The sequence below is a fragment of the Nonomuraea deserti genome, assembly GCF_004348685.1.
In the GTDB taxonomy this organism is placed as follows: domain Bacteria; phylum Actinomycetota; class Actinomycetes; order Streptosporangiales; family Streptosporangiaceae; genus Nonomuraea; species Nonomuraea deserti.
The window spans coordinates 1-18,617 of record NZ_SMKO01000208.1; the positions used below are offsets into that span (position 1 = coordinate 1).

Annotated in this window: 19 protein-coding genes; 9 read left to right on the forward strand and 10 right to left on the reverse strand. The window is 69.7% G+C overall.

Going from position 1 to position 18,617, the window contains the following annotated elements; genetic code table 11:
• The 5 genes from E1292_RS42735 to E1292_RS42755 all read right to left on the reverse strand — a co-directional run.
• A partial coding sequence (locus E1292_RS42735) for a phosphoenolpyruvate carboxykinase (GTP) (protein WP_132605173.1) occupies positions 1–1,172 on the reverse strand: 1,172 nt, incomplete at its 3' end.
• A gap of 248 nt (positions 1,173–1,420) precedes the next feature.
• Positions 1,421–1,942, reverse strand: coding sequence for an ATP-binding transcription factor AbmR (gene abmR, locus E1292_RS42740; RefSeq protein WP_132605175.1), 522 nt, complete (start codon positions 1,940–1,942; stop codon positions 1,421–1,423).
• 71 nt (positions 1,943–2,013) lie between these two features.
• Positions 2,014–3,165 carry a C40 family peptidase gene (locus tag E1292_RS42745; protein ID WP_246090727.1) on the reverse strand — a complete coding sequence of 384 codons (1,152 nt, stop codon included), beginning with the start codon at positions 3,163–3,165 and terminating at the stop codon, positions 2,014–2,016.
• A 122-nt stretch (positions 3,166–3,287) separates the two neighbouring features.
• Positions 3,288–3,788, reverse strand: a complete 501-nt coding sequence (gene greA, locus E1292_RS42750; RefSeq protein ID WP_132328896.1) for a transcription elongation factor GreA — start codon at positions 3,786–3,788, stop codon at positions 3,288–3,290.
• Positions 3,789–3,896: 108 nt separating this feature from the next.
• The gene (locus tag E1292_RS42755; protein ID WP_132605179.1) at positions 3,897–4,316 is read right to left on the reverse strand and encodes a DUF4307 domain-containing protein; all 420 of its coding nucleotides are present in this window, start codon (positions 4,314–4,316) and stop codon (positions 3,897–3,899) included.
• Between the two features lie 131 nt (positions 4,317–4,447).
• Between E1292_RS42755 and mca the strand changes: the two genes are divergently transcribed.
• Genes mca through E1292_RS42765 form a run of 3 tightly spaced genes read left to right on the forward strand, consistent with a single transcriptional unit; the run spans position 4,448 to position 5,816 of the window.
• Positions 4,448–5,332: a mycothiol conjugate amidase Mca gene (gene mca / locus E1292_RS42760; RefSeq protein ID WP_132605181.1), complete on the forward strand. Its 885-nt coding sequence runs from the start codon at positions 4,448–4,450 to the stop codon at positions 5,330–5,332.
• Between the two features lie 34 nt (positions 5,333–5,366).
• On the forward strand, positions 5,367–5,531 hold the full coding sequence (locus E1292_RS51825; protein WP_165975028.1) for a hypothetical protein: 165 nt from the start codon (positions 5,367–5,369) through the stop codon (positions 5,529–5,531).
• Positions 5,532–5,816, forward strand: a complete 285-nt coding sequence (locus E1292_RS42765) for a GNAT family N-acetyltransferase (protein ID WP_132605183.1) — start codon at positions 5,532–5,534, stop codon at positions 5,814–5,816.
• A gap of 3 nt (positions 5,817–5,819) precedes the next feature.
• On the opposite strand, the gene E1292_RS42770 is transcribed toward E1292_RS42765, so the two are convergent.
• Positions 5,820–6,965, reverse strand: coding sequence for a hypothetical protein (locus tag E1292_RS42770; RefSeq protein WP_132605185.1), 1,146 nt, complete (start codon positions 6,963–6,965; stop codon positions 5,820–5,822).
• A gap of 125 nt (positions 6,966–7,090) precedes the next feature.
• On the opposite strand from E1292_RS42770, the gene E1292_RS42775 reads away from it, so the two are divergent.
• Positions 7,091–9,079 (forward strand): thioredoxin domain-containing protein, encoded by a 1,989-nt coding sequence (locus tag E1292_RS42775; RefSeq protein ID WP_220447332.1) that lies wholly within the window; start codon positions 7,091–7,093, stop codon positions 9,077–9,079.
• 32 nt (positions 9,080–9,111) lie between these two features.
• Here the strand turns inward: E1292_RS42775 and E1292_RS42780 are convergent, their stop codons facing one another.
• Both E1292_RS42780 and E1292_RS42785 read right to left on the reverse strand, forming a co-directional pair.
• Entirely contained in the window at positions 9,112–11,166 is a 2,055-nt protein-coding gene (locus tag E1292_RS42780) for a transglycosylase domain-containing protein (protein ID WP_246090728.1), read from the reverse strand.
• Between the two features lie 216 nt (positions 11,167–11,382).
• Positions 11,383–11,862, reverse strand: a complete 480-nt coding sequence (locus E1292_RS42785; RefSeq protein ID WP_132517738.1) for an Lrp/AsnC family transcriptional regulator — start codon at positions 11,860–11,862, stop codon at positions 11,383–11,385.
• 103 nt (positions 11,863–11,965) lie between these two features.
• On the opposite strand from E1292_RS42785, the gene hppD reads away from it, so the two are divergent.
• Entirely contained in the window at positions 11,966–13,075 is a 1,110-nt protein-coding gene (hppD, locus tag E1292_RS42790) for a 4-hydroxyphenylpyruvate dioxygenase (RefSeq protein WP_132605189.1), read from the forward strand.
• 70 nt (positions 13,076–13,145) lie between these two features.
• Here hppD and E1292_RS42795 read toward each other — a convergent pair whose 3' ends face one another.
• Positions 13,146–14,330 carry an RNA-guided endonuclease InsQ/TnpB family protein gene (locus tag E1292_RS42795; RefSeq protein ID WP_246090729.1) on the reverse strand — a complete coding sequence of 395 codons (1,185 nt, stop codon included), beginning with the start codon at positions 14,328–14,330 and terminating at the stop codon, positions 13,146–13,148.
• Between the two features lie 182 nt (positions 14,331–14,512).
• Here E1292_RS42795 and E1292_RS42800 point away from each other — a divergent pair, with 182 nt between their 5' ends.
• The 4 genes from E1292_RS42800 to E1292_RS42815 all read left to right on the forward strand — a co-directional run bounded on the left by E1292_RS42800 (position 14,513) and on the right by E1292_RS42815 (position 17,697).
• Positions 14,513–14,956 (forward strand): RDD family protein, encoded by a 444-nt coding sequence (locus E1292_RS42800; RefSeq protein WP_132605193.1) that lies wholly within the window; start codon positions 14,513–14,515, stop codon positions 14,954–14,956.
• A 46-nt stretch (positions 14,957–15,002) separates the two neighbouring features.
• On the forward strand, positions 15,003–16,394 hold the full coding sequence (locus E1292_RS42805; RefSeq protein ID WP_132605195.1) for a M1 family metallopeptidase: 1,392 nt from the start codon (positions 15,003–15,005) through the stop codon (positions 16,392–16,394).
• A gap of 80 nt (positions 16,395–16,474) precedes the next feature.
• Positions 16,475–17,014, forward strand: coding sequence for an RNA polymerase sigma factor (locus E1292_RS42810; RefSeq protein ID WP_132605197.1), 540 nt, complete (start codon positions 16,475–16,477; stop codon positions 17,012–17,014).
• Positions 17,015–17,082: 68 nt separating this feature from the next.
• Positions 17,083–17,697, forward strand: coding sequence for a hypothetical protein (locus E1292_RS42815; protein ID WP_132605199.1), 615 nt, complete (start codon positions 17,083–17,085; stop codon positions 17,695–17,697).
• Positions 17,698–17,849: 152 nt separating this feature from the next.
• Here E1292_RS42815 and E1292_RS42820 read toward each other — a convergent pair.
• The coding region (locus E1292_RS42820; RefSeq protein WP_132605201.1) for an ROK family protein at positions 17,850–18,617 on the reverse strand (768 nt) is incomplete at its 5' end.

Genomic DNA, 18,617 nt, shown 5'->3' on the forward strand with positions numbered 1-18,617 from the left:
TATAAGAGACAGGTGAAGCGGGCGTTCGGGTGGGCGGCGGGCTCGTCGCTGTCAGGCGTCCATGAGCGGCCCTTCCAGTCGGTCAGGTGGGCGGGCGGCTCCTCGGTCAGGCCCTCCCACCACACGTCGCCGTCGTCGGTTAGGGCGACGTTGGTGAAGATGCTGTTGCCCCAGAGCGTCCTGACCGCGTTGGCGTTGGTCACCTCGCCGGTGCCGGGCGCGACGCCGAAGAAGCCCGCCTCCGGGTTGATCGCGTGGAGGCGGCCGTCCTCGCCGAAGCGCATCCAGGCGATGTCGTCGCCGATCGTCTCGACCTTCCAGCCGGGGATCGTGGGCTGGAGCATGGCGAGGTTGGTCTTGCCGCAGGCGCTCGGGAAGGCGGCGGCGATGTAGCGGACCTCGCCCGACGGCGGGGTCAGCTTGAGGATGAGCATGTGCTCGGCCAGCCAGCCCTCGTCGCGGGCCATGGCGCTGGCGATGCGCAGCGCGTAGCACTTCTTGCCGAGCAGGGCGTTGCCGCCGTAGCCGGAGCCGTAGGACCAGATCTCGCGGGTCTCGGGGAAGTGGCTGATGTACTTGGTGGAGCTGCACGGCCACGGCACGTCCTCCTGGCCGGGCTCCAGCGGCGCGCCGACGGAGTGCACGGCCTTGACGAACGAACCCTGCCCGCGCTCCTCGATGAGCCGGAGCGCCCTGTCGCCCATGCGGGTCATGACGCGCATGGACACGGCGACGTACGGGGAGTCGGTGATCTCGACGCCGAGCTGGGAGATCTCCCCGCCCAGCGGGCCCATGCAGAAGGGCACGACGTACATCGTGCGGCCGCGCATGCAGCCCTTGAACAGCTCGCCGAACGTCTCGCGCATCTCGCCGGGCGCGATCCAGTTGTTCGTGGGCCCGGCGTCCTCCTCGCGCTCCGAGCAGATGTACGTGCGGTCCTCGACCCTGGCCACGTCACTCGGATCGGACTTGGCGTAGAAACTGTTGGGCCTGGCGGCCAGGCGTGTGAACGTCCCCTGCTCGACGAGGAGGTTGGTGACGCGCGTCCACTCCTCCTCTGACCCGTCGCACCACTCGATGCGGTCAGGCTGGGTCAGGGCAGCGATCTCCTTTACCCACGCGGCCAATTCTCTATTGCTGGTCGGTGCGGGCACTTCCACGGAAACGGACACGACGGTGACTCCTCCACTCTCTCAGGGCCCAGTCATCATCAACGACGGGACGGCTGGAAAGCCAATTGGCATAGACCTGTCGGCACCACCGTCGCCGCAGGCAGCGACCCTGACGATTGGGGGAGCCTACCCAACGGGAACGGATTTAAAAGAAGCAATTTCCGGCAGTGGTCCAGTCCAATTCAGTTGGTCTAAACCAATTTCCCAAGTGGTTTAGTCCATTCCGCCGGCCGTTTCCGCTGGGTGCTCTAGGAATTGACGTTGGGCCCTTCGGAGCGAACCCGGTCGACGTGCTGGAGCGCGTCACGCAGATCGCTCAGCCACGTGTCGGCGTTCTTGCCGACCAGGCGTACGCACCAGGCGAGCGCGTCGCTGCGACTCCTGGCCACGCCGGCGGCCACCAGCGTGTCGAGCACGCGCCGCTCCGACTGGCGCAGGCGGGTCATCACGGGCACGGAGAGTGTGGTGAACATCACAGTCTCGTCACCGCAGACCACCCCCCAGGAGACCTTCTGGCGGAACTTGCGCTCGGCCTCCCTGGCGATCTCGATGCGGCGCTCGCGCGTCTCCTCCCTGAAACGTCTGGCCAGCCCGTCGATCAGGGCGGACCGCTCGGCCTCAGGAACGTCGCCCGGCGGGTCGGGCAGCCGGCCGAGCACCGCGATCTCCTCGCGGTCCCTGACGATCTCGGGCGCGCCGGTGAACCACTCGCCGGGCAGCCTTCCGGCGAACCAGCCGTGAATCTGTGCCGTCACGTCATCTGTAGCCATGTAATCATCATTACATCGCTATTCAGAAGATCGCACCCACGGGTACGAAGGACTGCGCGCCAAGGGAAGGTCTAGCGGACCCTGGACGCGGCGACGGGGCTGACCCGGACGACCCCGGCGAGATTGCGCCTGCTCACCGGGACGATCTTGACCACGTCGCCCGTGCGGGGCGCGTGCAACATCTTCCCGCCGCCCCAGTAGATCGCCACGTGGGAGATGTAGGCGGGGTTGGTCGGGTCGTTGCGCCAGAAGAGCAGGTCACCGGGCTGCGCCTGCGACAGCGGCACCTGCGGCCCCGTCACCCACTGCTGGTGGGTCACCCGCGGCATCCGCACCCCCGCCTGCGCGTAGGCCCACTGGACCAGGCCGGAGCAGTCGAAGGTGTCAGGCCCCTCGGCGCCCCACACGTAGGGCCTGCCGAGCTTGGACACGGCCGCCTTCAGCGCGGCCGTGAGCTGCTCACCCGTCATGAACGAACCGGCCGGCCAGTTCTGCTTGACCTTCTGCGGCGGCGGCAGGACCGGGTTGACCATGACCGCCTGCGTGCCCTTGGGCAGCTTGGCGAGGATCCTGTCGCGCAGCACGGCGGAATTGGTCTTGGGGGCGCTGACGATGAGCGCGTTGTCGTGCGGCAGCCCCAGGGTACGGCCGACGTCCTTGGACACGACCGCGTCGACCGCGCCGAAACCGGTGGTGGCGTAGGCGCCGATGCGCAGCGGCCCCGCCGGGCCCGCCACCCGGCGGTGCAGCGAGAGCCCGCCGTCGTTGCCCAGGACGAACGACACCGCCACGTCTCCGGCGGCGACGTTCTGCCACAGCGCGTCGGAGGCGGCGGTCACCTTGGGGGTGAAGGCCCGGAACGTGGACGGGTCGACCGCGAGCGTCTGCACCCGCTTGCCGTCGAGCGTGACGGACGCCGCGTCGGCCAACTCGAGCGCCCGCACGCCGCGCACCTTGGCCACCTTCTCTAACTGCTCCCGCGTGAACGGCTTGCGGGAGAGCACGAACAGGTTGGGCTTGTGCAGTTTGCTCAGCGGCGCCACCGGCTGGACGGTCGTCGCCGGCGGTGGCTGCTGCAGGGATCGGCGGGGCTGGGGCCGCTGCTGGGCCATGAGCGTCTGCTCCGGCTCGGCCCGCACGCCGGCGGGCCCCTCCTGGAACTGTACGAGCAGCAGCACGTCAGCGGTCAGCACCGCGACCAGCGCCACCACGATGAACGGCACCAGTTTGTACGTGTCACGCCGCTTACGCGACTTGACCAGGAAGCTGAGGTCCTGCCGAATTCCGGACGAATGCGAAAAGTCCGCCGGGCCAACGTGGGCCCGGCGGTCATTGTCCATGGGAGTCAGTTGCCGATGTACGGCACAGCCTCGAGGATCTCGACGGTGTTCTGGCGCCCGTTGGGCAGTGCGTAGGTCGCCTTCTCACCGATCTTCTTGCCGTTGATCGCCGCCCCGAGCGGGGACTTGGGCGAGTAGACGTCGATAGGCGCTCCGCTCTCCTCGCGGGAGGCGAGCAGGAAGGTCACCTCGTCGTCGTCACCGACGAACCTGATGGTGACGGTCATGCCGGGGCCCACCACGCCCTCGGCCTTGGGAGCCTCTCCGACCTGGGCATTGTCGAGGATCTGGCGGAGATGGAAGATGCGGGCCTCCATCTTGCCCTGCTCGTCCTTGGCGGCGTGGTAGCCGCCGTTCTCGCGCAGGTCACCCTCCTCCCGGGCGGCCTCGATCTTCTTGGCGATGTCGACGCGCCCGGGGCCCGAGAGATACTCGTACTCCGCCTTCAGGCGGTCGTACGCCTCCTGCGTCAGCCATGTGACGTTCTCATCGCGAGAGTCGGCCACGGGTTCTCCTTGCTTGCCTAGGGGGCCCTGAGGTCACTTGAGGTTACGTACGGTTGAATTGCGAAAGGCTAACAAGTCAGTCGCTCCAACGCTTCCCCAAATGTCTCACTATACGAGATTGCAGTACTGGATGTGGACGGAAGTGGCCTGACCGCTGGTGTCGAGGCTCTCCTTGAGCTGCTTACTACCCTCACCAGCCGGGATTCTTACTTCCTTGCTGCCGACTTCCCCGTGATTGACATCCAGCGCCCTGAGGCGGCAGACGGCCACTCTATCGTCTGGCTTGTACACCTCAAAGGTGATCTCGGCGCGGGTCGGCCCCTCCACGTTGAACGTCACGACCTGCGACGGCGCACCCGAGCCGCCCGCCGTCATCGACCACATCACGTAGCCCCATCCACCGGCGATGATGGCCACCAGCACGCCGATCACGAGGTGCACGACGAGCCGCCCCCTCCGCCTCGGACGATCGGGGAAGTCGTCGGGTGTGCCGAGAACGGGTCCGTTCTCGACATCTCTGGTGGCCATGGCGGAATCTCCCTGCACTCCCTCAGCGTTATCCGAGACAATTGTCGCCCGCGGGGGGAGTGCCCTCGCGACCGCCCAGCAGAAACTAACCTCTCTGGGCGACTGACCGGTCCGTTGAGGAGATCCCGCCCGTGAGTGCACCGTTGAGGTTGATGGCCGTCCACGCCCACCCCGATGACGAGTCGAGCAAGGGCGCCGCCACGATGGCGCGCTACGTGCGTGAAGGGGTCGACGTGCTGGTGTGCACGCTCACCGGCGGCGAACGCGGGTCAGTGCTCAACCCCAAGATGGACCGCCCTGAGATCGTTGCCAACATCGGAGAGGTCCGCAGGGCCGAGATGGAGCGGGCACGCGAGATCCTCGGCGTCGAGCAGCGTTTCATGGGCTTCGTCGACTCCGGCCTGCCGGAGAACGAAGAGGAGGAGCTGCCCGAGGGCTGCTTCGCCGTGCAGAAGCTGGAGGACGCCGCCGCCCCGCTGGTGGCGGCCGTACGCGACTTCAGGCCGCACGTGATCATCACGTACGACGACGACGGTGGCTACCCCCACCCCGACCACATCATGACCAACAAGGTCTCCGTCGAGGCGTTCGAGGCGGCCGGCGACCCCGACCGCTATCCCGGCGCCGGCGACCCGTGGCAGCCGCTGAAGCTCTACTACCACATGGGGTTCACCAAGGAGCGCTTCGAGGCGCTGCACGAGGCGATGACCGAGCGCGGCCTCGGCTCCCCCTACGCCGACTGGATCTCCCGCTGGGAAGACCGCCCCGCCAAGTGGCCGGTGACCACGCGGGTGCCGTGCGGCGACTACTTCCAGATCCGCGACGAGGCCCTGCTGGCGCACGCCACCCAGGTCGACCCCGACGGCTTCTGGTTCGTCTGCCCGCGCGAGCTGCAGCAGGAGATCTGGCCGACCGAGGACTACCACCTGGCGCGCTCGCTCGTCGACACCGGGCTGCCCGAGGACGACCTGTTCGCGGGCATCCACGCCGACGACGTCTCTCCCGCCTGCCACTGACCGGAGCATGGGGGGCCGGTGGCAGACTGGATACGTGACCGTACTAGCAGCTGGTGATGTGAGTCCGGGTGTGCTCGGCTTCGCCGTCGTGGCCCTCATCGGGCTGGCGCTCTATTTTCTGATCAAGTCGATGAACAAACAGATGACGAAGATCCAGGTGCCGCACGAAGGCGACATCACCGAGAAGAAGGCCGAGTAGATGCCGGTGGACGTGGTCGACAACCCGACGGAGAGCCGCTTCGAGATCCACGTGGACGGCAAGGTCGCCGGGTTCGCCGACTACCGCCTGCTGCCCACCAAGATTGTTTTCAAGCACACCGAGGTGCTGCCGGAGTTCCAGGGGCAGGGGCTGGCCGGCAAGCTGGTCGGCCACGCGCTGCGGATGAGCGCCGACACCGGCCTGCGCCTCGTGCCGCTCTGCACCTACGTCGCCCGGTACATCGAGCGCCACCCCGAGTTCCAGGACATCACCGACGCCCGCTGAGCCTCACTCGGCGGGCGACCAGGCGCGTTCGAGCGCCTTCGGCAGCCCCCACCAGCCCAGCGGGGTGAGCACGTCGTCCTCGTCGACGATGCCGAGATAGCCCCACAGGCTCACCACCGGCGCGAACAACCCCTCGGTGGCGCCGAGGTCGTCGCCGTCCTGCTCGTCGACGTCGATGTCCTCCGACTCGGCGATGAGCCGGGCGATCCGCTCGGGCGAGGCCAGCACCCCCGGCCCGAGCCTGGCCAGCGCCGCCACCCCGGCCAGCCAGTCGGCGCACTGGATGGCGTGGAGATGGGCCAGCGTCGCGTCCTCCATGCCGATCTCCCCGTCGAGATCGACGAACTCCTCCAGCAGGTCGCCGTTCTCCAGCAGGTCGGAGACGGGGCCCACGATGCCCGCCGCCACGGTCAGCCACAGGTCCCGGTCGTCGTCGGGCATCGGCTGCTCCTCGAACCCGGCGCAGGCCCGCAGCACGTTGGCGGGATAGCCGGGCAGGGCGAGCAGCGCGCGCAGGCGTACGGCGGCCGCCTCCAGCTCGTCGGCGGGCAGGTCGGGCTGCCTGGGCAGGCCCGCGATGATGCGCCGCAGCTCGGACAGCGCGAAGGCCTCCTCCTCGTCCCAGGCCGAGAACAGCTCCTCGTCCTGCTCGTCGCTGACCGCGAGGCCGGGCACCCTGCCGTCGGGCAGCGGCGTGCTCAGCCAGTGTTCCTGCAGCTCCTCATAGGCCCTGCGGGCCTCAGGGTCGCCCGCGGCCAGCACGTCGGGGTCGATCTCCCCCGACACGACCCGCTCCTCCAGGAAGGCCACCAGGCGGGCGAACATCTCGGCCGCCACGGGCCCGCGCTCGTTCTCCTCGGGCCAGACGAAGTAGCTGGGCGTCATGAGGATCGGCTCGGTGCCGGTGGACTCGATCCAGCGCTGGACGTCGCCCACGGTGGCCACGCCGGACTCGATCGACCGGAGCGTGGCCTTGGCGGACTCCCAGAACGGACGGGAGAGCGGGTTGCCCGCCGACATCATCGCGCGCCGCAGGTCGGGCAGCGCCACCAGCGCCACCCCCGAGGGCACGGCCAGCAGCGCCCGTGCCACGTCTCTGCGCGTGAGGGCGGTCACCGGGCGGCCCGCTTGCGTGCAGACGAAATCCATGTCCACGTCCATATCCACCATCCGTAACCTACGCCGTCACCACCGTGCCAGTCAGCCCGGGCGGGCCGGGCCTGGTCAGGATCTTCGTTCATGACGGCGTCTAGGGTGGGGAGTTGGAGGTCGTGATGAACCGCTTGAAAGACGCGACGAGCCCCTACCTGCTCCAGCACGCGGACAACCCCGTCGACTGGCATCCGTGGGGCGAGGAGGCGTTCGCGGAGGCCAGGCGCCGCGACGTGCCGCTGCTCATCAGCGTGGGTTATTCGGCGTGCCACTGGTGTCACGTCATGGCCCATGAGAGCTTCGAGGACGCCGCGACCGCACGGCTCATGAACGAGCACTTCGTCAACATCAAGGTCGACCGCGAGGAGCGGCCCGACGTCGACGCCGTCTACATGGGCGCCACGCAGGCCATGACGCACCAGGGCGGCTGGCCGATGACGGTGTTCGCGACACCGGACGGGCACCCGTTCTACTGCGGCACCTATTTCCCGCGCCACCAGTTCCAGCGCCTGCTCACCGAGGTGCACAACGTGTGGACGGGCGACAAGGAGACCGTGCTGCGGCAGGGCGCGAAGGTGGTGGAGGCGCTCAACACGCAGACCACGCTGCCCAGCGGGCCGCTGCCCGGCGCCGACACGCTCGACCGCGCGATCGCCAACCTGCGGGAGACCTTCGACGCCGCCGAGGGCGGGTTCGGCGGGGCGCCCAAGTTCCCGCCGTCCATGGTGCTGGAGTTCCTGCTGCGCTCCGGAGAGCGCGAGATGAGCGGGAAGACCCTGGAGGCCATGGCCCGCGGCGGCATGTACGACCAGCTCGGCGGCGGGTTCGCCCGCTACAGCGTGGACGCCGCGTGGGTCGTGCCGCACTTCGAGAAGATGCTCTACGACAACGCCCTGCTGCTGCGCGTCTACACCCACTGGTGGAAGGCGGGCGGCGGCGAGCTCGCCGAGCGGGTCGCGCTGGAGACGGCAGACTGGCTGCTGCGCGAGATGCGCACGCCCGAGGGCGGGTTCGCCTCGGCGCTCGACGCCGACAGCGAGGGCGTGGAGGGCAAGTTCTACGTCTGGACGCCCGAGGAGCTGCGCGCCGTGCTCGGCGACGACGACGGCCGGTGGGCCACCGAGCTGTTCGACGTGACCGGCACGTTCGAGCACGGCACGTCCGTGCTGCAGTTGCCGGACGACCCCGACGACCCAGCCCGCTACGCGAGCGTCCGCGAGCGGCTGCTGGCCGCCAGGGAACGGCGCGTGCGCCCGGGCCGCGACGACAAGGTCGTGGCCTCGTGGAACGGCCTGGCCATCGCCGCGCTGGCGGAGACCGGCCTGGTGTTCGAGCGGCCGGAGCTCGTCGCCGCCGCCACCGATGCGGCCGGCCTGCTCGCCGGCGCCCACCTGGTGGACGGCAGGCTGCTGCGCACCTCGCGCGACGGCCGCGCCGGCACGAACGACGGGGTGCTCGACGACTACGCCAACGTGGCAGAAGGGCTGATCACGCTGTACGGCGTCACCGGCGAGGCCCGATGGCTCCGGCTGGCCGGCACGCTGCTCGACACCGTGCTCGACGGCTTCGCCGACGGCGCCGGAGGCTTCTACGACACGGCCGACGACGCGGAGCGGCTGTTCCAGCGCCCTCAGGACCCGACCGACAACGCCACCCCCTCAGGCCAGTACGCCGCGGCGGGCGCGCTGCTCTCCTACGGGGCGCTGACCGGCTCCACCAGGCACCGGGAGGCCGCCCACGCCGCCCTCGGCACCGTGTCCGTGCTGGCGGGCAAGCATGCCCGGTTCGCCGGCTGGGGGCTGGCGGTGGCGCGCGCGGCGCTCGACGGGCCCGTCGAGGTGGCCGTCGTCGGGCCGCCCGACGACCCGCGCACGGCCGCGCTGCACCGCGCGGCGCTGCTCGCCGACGTGCCGGGCGTGGTGGTCGCGCTCGGGCCCGGCGACGGCGACCGCGGCTCCGGCGATCCGCTCGTGCCCAGGCAGGCGTACCCCGCGCTGCTGGAGGGGCGGCAGCCGGTCGGCGAGGCGCCCGCGGCCTACGTGTGCCGGGGCTTCACCTGCCGGATGCCCGTCACCACGGTCGAGGACCTCCGGGCCGAGCTGGCCGGATGACCCCGTCACCTGCCGGACGCCGGGCGCTGGCGCTAGCCGGCGGGTGAGCGGCCGCCGCGGTCGTCGGAGCGGGCGCCCCGGTCGGCGGGGGCGTCGTCCTGGCGTCCCAAGGGCTGCTCGGGCAGCAGCGCGGGCGGGTCGTCGGACGGCTCGTCCTGCCGGCTCTCCTGCCGGTCGTCGTCGGGCTCCCCCGTGGCGGACGGGTCGTCGGTGAGCGGCGGCGCGGTGATCTCCGGCTCGGGCGTGCCCCCGTCGTCGGGGCTCACCGGAGGCGTGTCCTCCTGCTCGGGCACGTCACCGTCGTCGGTGGGCGCCGAGTAGCCGTAGTCGTAGCCGAGGTCGGACGGCTCGGGGAACTCCTCGACCGGCTTGCCCTCCATCGCCTCGGTCATGAACGCCCGCCAGATCTGCGCCGGCAGCTGGCCGCCGAACTGCGTGCCGTAGCCGGGGATGGTGACGGTGGCGTTGTCGTCGCGGAACATGTTGACCGCCACCGCGAGCTGCGGGGTGAAGCCGTTGAACCAGACCGACTTCGACTTGTCCGTGGTGCCCGTCTTGCCGGCCACCGGACGGTCGTAGAGCCTGGCCGCGGCGCCGGTGCCGTACTTCACGACCTGCTGCATCGCGTACGTGGTGTCGGCGGCGGCCTGCTCGCCGACCACCCGGGTCGAGGCCGGCTTGACGACCTCCTCGCGGCCCTCGGCGTCGGTGACGGACCTGACCACGTGGGCCTCCATGTGCACGCCCTCGTTGGCGAACGTGGAGAACCCGGAGGCGTTCTGGACGGCGCTGACCGAGGCCACGCCGAGCGGGAACGACGCGGCGGTCTTGTGCCGGTCGAGCTGGGATGCGGGGATGCCGGCCGCCTCGGCGACCTCGGCGACCTTGTCGAGGCCCACCTTCTGGCCGAGGTCCACGAACGCGGTGTTGACGGAGTTCTGGGTGGCGGCGATCAGGTTGATCTGGCCGTACGAGCGCCCGCTGTCGTTGGGGATCGGCTTGGACGCCGAGGCGACCTGCAGCGGCGAGTTGCCGTCGACCCGGGTGGACAGGTCGAACCCGTTGTCCAGGGCGGCCGCCAGGGTGTACGGCTTGAACGTCGAGCCGGCCATCACCTTGGCCGAGAACGCGCTGTCGTAGTAGGCCGACTGGGAGGGCCTGCCGCCGTAGAAGGCGACGACCTCGCCCGTCCTGGGGTCGACGGCCGCCAGCCCGGTGCGCACCTTCTCCGGCGTGGCGTCGGGCAGCGCGTTCCTGACCGCCCGCCTGGCCGCCTGCATGAGCTTCTTGTCGAACGTGCTGACGATCTTTAGCCCGCCGGAGTTGATGTCCTCGTCGCTGTAGCCGCGCCGGTTGAGCTCGGCGGTGACCTGCTCCAGCATGTACTGGGCCTGGCCCTTGAGCTCGAACGGCTTCTTCGGCTCCTTGAGGTCGGGGAACCGCTGGGCGGCCACCTGCTGGGCCGTGAGCGCGCCGGTCTGCCCCATCGCGTCGATCACCGACTTCCAGCGGGCCCTGGCGGCGACGAGGTCGGAGCCCGTGGGCGCGGCGAAGCGGCTGGGCTGCTGGATGACGGAGGCGAGGTAGGCGCCCTCGGCCACGCTCAGCTCGCCGACGTCCTTGCCGAAGTAGGCCCGGGCGGCCGACTGGACGCCGTTCGCGCCCCGGCCGAAGTAGATCGTGTTGAGATATTGCTCCAGCACCCAGTCCTTCGGCTTGGACTGGTCGACCTTCATGGCGATGAGGATCTCTTTGAACTTGCGGGTGACGGAACGTTCCTGGCTGAGCCCGCTGTAATAGTTGCGCACGAGCTGCTGGGTGATCGTCGAGCCGCCCTGGAGCTGCTGCCCGGTGACGGTCGACCAGACGGCCCTGGCGGTGCCCTTGACCGAGACGCCGGCGTCTTCGTAGAACGAGCGGTTCTCGGCGGCGATGACCGCGTCGCGTACGTGTCCGGGCACCTGGGCCAGCTCGACCTTCTTGCGGTCGACGCCCTGCCGGGCGAGCACGGTCTTACCGTCGCGGTAATAGATCACTGAGCCCTGTGCGGTGGCCTGTTTCTGGGTGCTGTCGGGAATTGGCGTCATCGCCCATGCGATCGCGAAAAGTCCGACAAGTACGAGGATTGCCGCGCCGAAAGAAATGGCCAGAAGTCGGAGAATCCGCCGTTTTCGCATCCCGTTTCCACCACCGCTCCGCACCCTCAGACCCCCTCGGTCACGTGCCGCCCGACCCCCGTAAGCAGGGCGAATGCCAAGGTTAAACGATCGATGGCGGTGCCTCGTCCCCCAGCGATAGTACGGCTAGCGCACCCCATGCCGCGGAACATCGGCGACCAATGGCAACACTCGGTAGGGAACCGGGGTGTCAAGGGCGATGATCGAATTAGTCCTGAGCACGCCGTGAACATCGACGATCTGATCGATGACGCGCTGCAGATCGGCGTTGGTCCGCGCCACCACGCGGCAGAGCAGGTCGCTGTCGCCGGTGATCGTGTGCACCTCCAGGACTTCGGGGATGCGGGCGAGCCGGTCGGCCACGGGGTCGTGCCCCGCGACCTGCCTGATCTCCATGCTGACGAACGCCGTCACGTCATATCCGAGCGCCGCCGGAGAGACGTCGGGCCCGAACCCGGTGACCACGCCCCGGGCGACCAGCCGGTCCAGCCGGGCCTGGACCGTGCCACGCGCCACGCCGAGCCGTCGCGAGCATTCGAGCACGCCCAGTCGGGGCTCGGCCGTCAGGAGGGCGATCAGTCGGGCGTCCAGGTCATCGATCGTCATGCTGTACAGATTTACCGGACATCAGGCATGGATGCTAGGCATATTGTCCACCGTACGAGGTAACTCTTGCGCAACTCGTCTAGGAATATCGAGAGTTGGAGCTATGAATGATGTCTTTCCGGTCAACGGCATGGACGCCGTGGTGTTCGCCGTCGGCAACGCCAAGCAGGCGGCCCACTACTACTCGACCGCGTTCGGCATGAAACTGGTGGCCTACCGGGGGCCGGAGAACGGCAGCCCCGACGTGGCCGCGTACGTGCTGACCTCGGGGAGCGCCACGTTCGAGTTCCGGGCCTCGATCAGGCCCGGCACCGACATGGCGCGGCACGTCGCCGAGCACGGCGACGGGGTGATCGACCTGGCCATCCAGGTGCCCGACGTGGAGGCGGCCTACGCCCACGCCGTCGCCCAGGGGGCGAAAGGGCTGGCGGAGCCGTACACGTTGGAGGACGAGCACGGCAAGGTGCTGCTCGCGGCCGTCGCCACCTACGGCGAGACGCGGCACACGCTGGTCGACAGGTCCAACTACGGCGGCCCCTACCTGCCCGGCTACGCCCCGGCCGAGCCCCTGGTGGCGCCGCCCGCGACCAAGGGCGGGCGGCTGTTCCAGGCCGTCGACCACTGCGTCGGCAACGTCGAGCTGGGCAAGATGGACGCGTGGGTGGAGTTCTACCGCAAGGTCATGGGCTTCACGAACATGGCGGAGTTCATCGGCGACGACATCGCCACCGAATACTCGGCGCTCATGTCCAAGGTCGTCGCCGACGGCACGCGCAAGGTCAAGTTCCCGCTGAACGAGCCGGCCGTCAGCCGCAAGAAGTCGCAGATCGACGAATATCTGGAGTTCTACCGCGGCCCAGGGGTGCAGCACATCGCGCTGGCCACCAACGACATCCTCACGACGGTCGACCACATGCGGGCCGCCGGCGTGCAGTTCCTCGACACGCCCGCCTCCTACTACGACGACCCCGAGCTGCGGGCGCGCATCGGCGAGGTGCGGGCGCCGATCGAGGAGCTGAAGAAGCGCGGGATCCTCGTGGACCGCGACGAGGACGGCTACCTGCTGCAGATCTTCACCAAGCCCGTGCAGGACCGGCCCACGGTCTTCTTCGAGCTCATCGAGCGGCACGGCTCGCTCGGATTCGGCAAGGGCAACTTCAAGGCGCTCTTCGAGGCCATCGAACGCGAACAGGAACGCAGGGGCAACCTTTAGTTTGTCCCGACCCGGTGGCGGCCATCAGGACTTCGTGACTCCTCCGCTCCCTGAAGGGCGCGGCTTCTCGCTAAGCCGCTTGTGCAGCCTGGCGAAGGGCAAGCCCTGCCCTCAAGATGTTGGTCGCCGCGTTTACATCAGCGTGTGCGGTGTGCCCGCACGCCGCGCAGGCGAAGTCGGCTTGGGTGACGCGGTTCTCTTTCGCACAGTGCCCGCAGCGGGCGCAGGTGCGGGAGGTATTGCGGGGGTTCACTGCGATCAGCTTGCGACCGGCGCTTTCAGCCTTGTGCGCGAGGATCGTCAGGAACACCCCCCAACCCGCGTCCAGGATGCTTCGGTTCAAGCCGGACTTCTGCGCGACGTTACGGCCGGGCGTCTCGATCGTGCCGGACGACGAACGGGTCATGCTGGCGATCCGCAAATCCTCGTGCACGATCACGTCGTAGTCACCGACCAGCGTATTGGCGGCCTTGTGGGCGTGGTCGAGGCGCTGGCGGCGCACCTTGCCGTGCAGGGCGGCGAGGCGGGCCACCTGCTTCCGGCGGCGCCTGGACCCGCGTTTCTTGCGGGCCAGGTCGCGCTGAGCGTCCGCGAGACGGTCGGCGGTGGCGGCGAGGTGGCGCGCATGGGCCACCCGGCCACCGTCGGAGGTGGTGACAAGAGCGGCCACCCCCATGTCGATCCCGGCGGCCGCACCGGTGGCGGGCAGGGGTTCGGCGGGCACATCGTCGCACGACAGCGCCACGAACCAGCGGGAGCCCTCGCGCTTGACGCTGATCGTCTTCACCCGGCCGCTGACCGGCCGGTGTTGGTGGACGCGAACGTGCCCGATGCCCTGGAGCCGGACGTAGGTGGCGGTGGGGTGTTCGGGCTGGGAGTTCCACCGGCAGCCGTCGCCGTCCTTGGGCCACTCGACGGTGTCGAACCAGCCGCGCCCCTTGAACCGGGGGAAGCCCGGCGTGCGTGCGGCCTTCACGCGGTCGAAGAATCCGCGGAAGGCCTTGTCCAGTCGTCGCAGAGTGGACTGCTGGGACGAGAACGACCAGCGGCCCTGCCCGGCGGGGTCGTCGGCGCGGATGTGTTTCAGCTCGGCCGACTGCTCGCCGTACCGGACGCTCACGCCCGCCTTGGCGTAGGCGGTGCGGCGGTGCTCGAGGGCGGCGTTGTACAGCGTGCGGTGGTCCTCCAGGCACGCTGCCAGCGCCGCCGCCTGCCGGACGGTGGGGCGCAGCAGAAACGTGAACGACCTGCGCACACCCACCTCCCATCACGTTCCGTAATGCCAGCACCACGATATCGGCTAGTGTCGACAAAGCCAGGGAGGACATCCGTGACGCGCAGACCAGACAGGTCAGAACACGCTCAGGCCTTGGCGGCCCTCTCGCTCCCGACTCCCCCGTCGCCTGAAGGTGGCGACGGTCCCCTCGGGAGAATCTGATGGGATCGCCACCACCGGGGCTGGCGGGACGGTGGCGGCGGCTGTTCGCCGGCCTTCTCGACTGGCTCATCGTCAACGTCGCCACCGCCCCCTTCACCTGGACGAGCTGGGAATACGCCTGGAACGGCGCCAGGGGCGGCTGGGAGCGCTACCCGGTGGAGCACACCTTCGCCGCCGGACTCGTGGCTTTCCTCTACTTCTGGCTCCTGCATGCCTTCTGGAATGGTCAGACGCTGGGCAAGAAGGTGTTCGGTATCCGGGTCGTGCAGGAGAACGGGGCCAAGATAGGCGTGGGACAGGCCGCGATCAGGCAAGCCGTGATGAGCGCACTCGCCTGGGCCTGCTGCGTCGGCCTCCTCCTCGACCTCGGCTGGATCCTCTTCGACCCCCGGAAGCAGGCGATCCACGACAAGGTCGCGAGGACGGTCGTCGTCCTCGCCTGACTCACCGTAGGATTCTCGTCACGATGCGAAGGGGGTTCGTTCGCCCATGCGACAACACAGGCGCGCGATCGCACTGCTGGCGGCGTTCGCCAGCCTCCTGGCCTGCTCGCCCGCGGACGCGCCGGCGGCGGCCGCGCACCGGCCGGGCGCGTCCGGCATCGGCGACACCGACTTCCCCGACGACGGCAACGGCGGCTACGACGTCCGCCACTACGACCTCGCCATCGACTACACCCCCGCGACCAGGCGGCTGGACGGCGTGGCCACCATCAAGGCCGGCGCCACCCAGGGCCTGTCGAGCTTCAACCTCGACCTGCTCGGGCTCGACGTGAGCCAGGTCACGGTCGACGGCTCCCCCGCCAGGTTCACCCACCAGGGCGGCGAGCTGACCGTGCGGCCGGCCGAGCCGATCGACGACCGCGCCACGTTCACCGTCAGCGTCCGCTACTCCGGCCGGCCGCAACCGGCCACGAGCACCACCAACCTCGGCACGTTCGGGTTCATCCCGACCGCCGACGGCGCGTTCGTGGCCTCCGAGCCCAACGGCTCCAAGACCTGGTTCCCCAGCAACGACCACCCGTCCGACAAGGCCACGTTCGCGTTCACGATCACCGTGCCCGCCGGGGTCACCGCGCTGGCCAACGGCGAGCTGACCGGCGAGCCCGCGACGTCCGGCGGCAGGACCACCTACCGGTGGAGCGAGCGCCATCCGATGGCCACCTACCTGGCGACGGCCACGATGGGCAAGTTCAAGCTGCGCAAGGGCAGCACGCCGGCGGGCGTGCCCAACCTCGCCGCCGCCGACCCCCGGTTCGCCTCCTCGCTCGACAAGCTCTACAAGACCTCCGGCGAGATCACCGACTACTGGTCCACGGTCTTCGGCCCCTACCCGTTCGCCTCGACCGGCGGCGTGGTCGACGACTACGCCGCCGGCTACGCGCTGGAGAACCAGACCAAGCCGCTCTACGGCGGCTTCGACCCCGACGAGGGCATCATCGCCCATGAGCTGGCCCACCAGTGGTTCGGCAACAGCCTGACCATCCGCCGCTGGAAGGACCTCTGGCTCAACGAGGGTTTCGCCACCTACGCCGAGTGGCTGTGGTCCGAGCACAAGGGCAAGAAGACGGCCGACGCGATCTTCAAGGACCATCACAGCCGCCCCGCCGGCGACCCGATGTGGAAATACCCGCCGGGGCGGGCCAAGCCCGACGACCTGTTCAACCAGTCCGTCTACACCCGCGGCGGCATGACGCTGCACGCCCTGCGCCGGGCCGTCGGCGACGACACGTTCTTCAGGCTGCTCAAGTCGTGGGCCGCCGACAACCGCTACGGACACGTCACCACGGAGAAGTTCATCGAGCTGGCCGAGCGGATGTCGGGCAAGGACCTCAAACCCCTCTTCGCCGCCTGGCTCTACCAACCCCGCCGCCCCGCCTGACCCCGAGCCCGCGGGGAAACGCTTCTCGTCGCTCCGCCCAAGTACGGATGTAAGGGCGAACGACGAAGGGAGCGAGGCCAGTGCGCCTCAACGAAGACCCTGCGGCCTTTGAGGCCTTCTATCGCCGCCACGTCGATGCCGTCATGAAGTTCGTGGTCCGGCGGGTGAGCGATCCTCACCTCGCCGCCGACCTGACGGCGGACATCTTCCTGGCGACCCTCGAGCACGCCTACGTGCCCGAGAGGGGCAGCGAGATCGCATGGCTGTACGGCGTCGCGCGCAACGTCGTGTCTGCACAACATCGCAAGGCGGCCAGAGAGGCGCGGGCGGCCGGCCGCGTCGCGGGCCGCCGGCTGATGGACGACGACGATCTCGTTCGGATGGAGGAGCGGATCGACGCCGAACGCCGGACGCGCAGCGCGCTGGAGGCCATACGCGGCCTGCCGGAGGGCGAGCGCGCGGTGCTGGAGCTCGTGGTGATCGACCAGCTCACGGTCACCGAGGCGGCCAAGGCGCTGGGCATCAGGCAGGTGACCGCACGCGTCAGACTGCATCGGGCCAGACGTGCCCTGGAAAACGTCGCTTCGCCATCGACCGTGTACCTGGAAGGACACGCATGAGCACCTTCGAAGAGCGCCTTCTCAGTGCACTCAAGGAAGAGATCACGACAAGGACGGCGGAGGACGACATGACGACAGTGACACCGGTCCGGCGCGGATCCCGTAAGCGTCTCGCGGGCACGTCCGCCGCGTTGGCGGGGGCCGCGGCGGCCGCCACCGCCGTGGTGATGCTGACCGGGCTCACCGGCAGCCCGGCCCACGCGGTGACCAAGGCCGCGGACGGCCGGGTGAACGTCCAGATCAACGAGCTGAGCGACCCGGCGGGGCTGCAGTCCGAGCTCGCCGACGCCGGGGTGACGGCCGTGGTCGACTACCTGCCGTTCGGGCAGACCTGCAAGGAGCCCCGCGGGGCGCACGGGTCGTTGGGGGGCGAGTTCGCGGCGAGCATCCGCAAGGAGGGCGACGGCATCGCGTTCACGATCGAGAAGGGGCAGGTGCCGGCGGGCCAGACGCTCGTCCTGGCCTTCACCAAGGCCGAGGACGGCGACGACAGGCCTCCGGTCGCCAGCCGGCTGGAGGTAGTCAAGGGGGCCGTGGCGCCGTGCGAGGCGACCTCCATGCCCCTCCCGCCCGCCGGCGACACCATGACGGGTAAGCAGCGGAACGACGAGCGCGGGCTCGTGACCAGGACCGAGGCTCCCGGCAAGGACCAGGGGCCCGTCCTGGACTCCACGACCGGGTGACCCCGCCCGCCGCGGCGGCGAACGGCGGCTGAGCGGCGCCCGGACGGCGAACGGACGCTGGCCGCCGCCCGCCAGGCCGTGCCCAGGTTGAGACGCGCCTCCCAGGGCGGCACGTGTCGAGTCCCCGGCATTCACGCCGGGGACTCGGCACGTCAGACGCTCCAGTAGCTGTCGTCCTCGATGATCAGCGCGGCGGCGCCCACCAATCCGGCCTCCTGGCCGAGGGCGGCGGGCACGACCTCGACCCGGCGAGCGAACTCCACCCTGGCGTGCTCGCGCAGCGCCTCGTTGAGAGGGCCGAACAGCGGCTCGCCGGCCTGGGACAACCCGCCGCCGATGGTGACGAGGTCCAGATCGCACAGGTGGGTCGCGGAGGCGATGGCGATGCCGATCGCGCGCCCGGCCCGGCTCATCGCCCGCAGCGCGACCGGGTCCCCGGCCAGCGCGTCGGCCGCCAGCGCCCTGCCAGTAACGGGCCGATCCTCCCGATAAGCCGTCCCGGAGTCCCACACCGCCCCGCCTCCAGGACGCGGCACGTCCCCACCAGCTCGCGGCACGCCCCCGCCGGACCGGGACACTTCCCCACGGGGCTCCGCATCACCAGCACGCGAGACGCCCCCACCAGCTCGCCGTGCATCCCCGCCGGGTGGCGTGCCTCCGCCTTGTTCTTCTTGCGACGGTTCGCCCGTCGCGGCGGCTCTGGGGGTCCAGCCCTGGGCCAGGGCCCAGTCGGTGAGGGCGGGGCCGCGGGCGACGGCCTCCAGGCAACCGTGGCCGCCGCAGCCGCAGCGCGGCCCGCCTACCGGCTCGACCACCACGTGCCCGATGTGCCCGGCGTTGCCCGTCCTGCCGTTCACCAGCCTGCCGTTCAGGATGAGCCCGCCCCCCACCCCGGTCGAGACGACCATGCCCAGCATGTC

Bases quoted from the DNA above. Each gene is read 5' to 3' on its own strand.
- E1292_RS42755 (WP_132605179.1), bottom strand. From the start codon at position 4,316: ATGGCCACCAGAGATGTCGAGAACGGACCCGTTCTCGGCACACCCGAC.
- E1292_RS42765 (WP_132605183.1), top strand. From the start codon at position 5,532: ATGCCGGTGGACGTGGTCGACAACCCGACGGAGAGCCGCTTCGAGATC.
- E1292_RS42815 (WP_132605199.1), top strand. From the start codon at position 17,083: ATGACGACAGTGACACCGGTCCGGCGCGGATCCCGTAAGCGTCTCGCG.
- hppD (WP_132605189.1), top strand. From the start codon at position 11,966: ATGAATGATGTCTTTCCGGTCAACGGCATGGACGCCGTGGTGTTCGCC.
- E1292_RS42770 (WP_132605185.1), bottom strand. From the start codon at position 6,965: ATGGATTTCGTCTGCACGCAAGCGGGCCGCCCGGTGACCGCCCTCACG.
- E1292_RS42775 (WP_220447332.1), top strand. From the start codon at position 7,091: ATGAACCGCTTGAAAGACGCGACGAGCCCCTACCTGCTCCAGCACGCG.
- E1292_RS42800 (WP_132605193.1), top strand. From the start codon at position 14,513: ATGGGATCGCCACCACCGGGGCTGGCGGGACGGTGGCGGCGGCTGTTC.
- E1292_RS42780 (WP_246090728.1), bottom strand. From the start codon at position 11,166: ATGACGCCAATTCCCGACAGCACCCAGAAACAGGCCACCGCACAGGGC.
- E1292_RS42785 (WP_132517738.1), bottom strand. From the start codon at position 11,862: ATGACGATCGATGACCTGGACGCCCGACTGATCGCCCTCCTGACGGCC.
- E1292_RS42805 (WP_132605195.1), top strand. From the start codon at position 15,003: ATGCGACAACACAGGCGCGCGATCGCACTGCTGGCGGCGTTCGCCAGC.
- abmR (WP_132605175.1), bottom strand. From the start codon at position 1,942: ATGGCTACAGATGACGTGACGGCACAGATTCACGGCTGGTTCGCCGGA.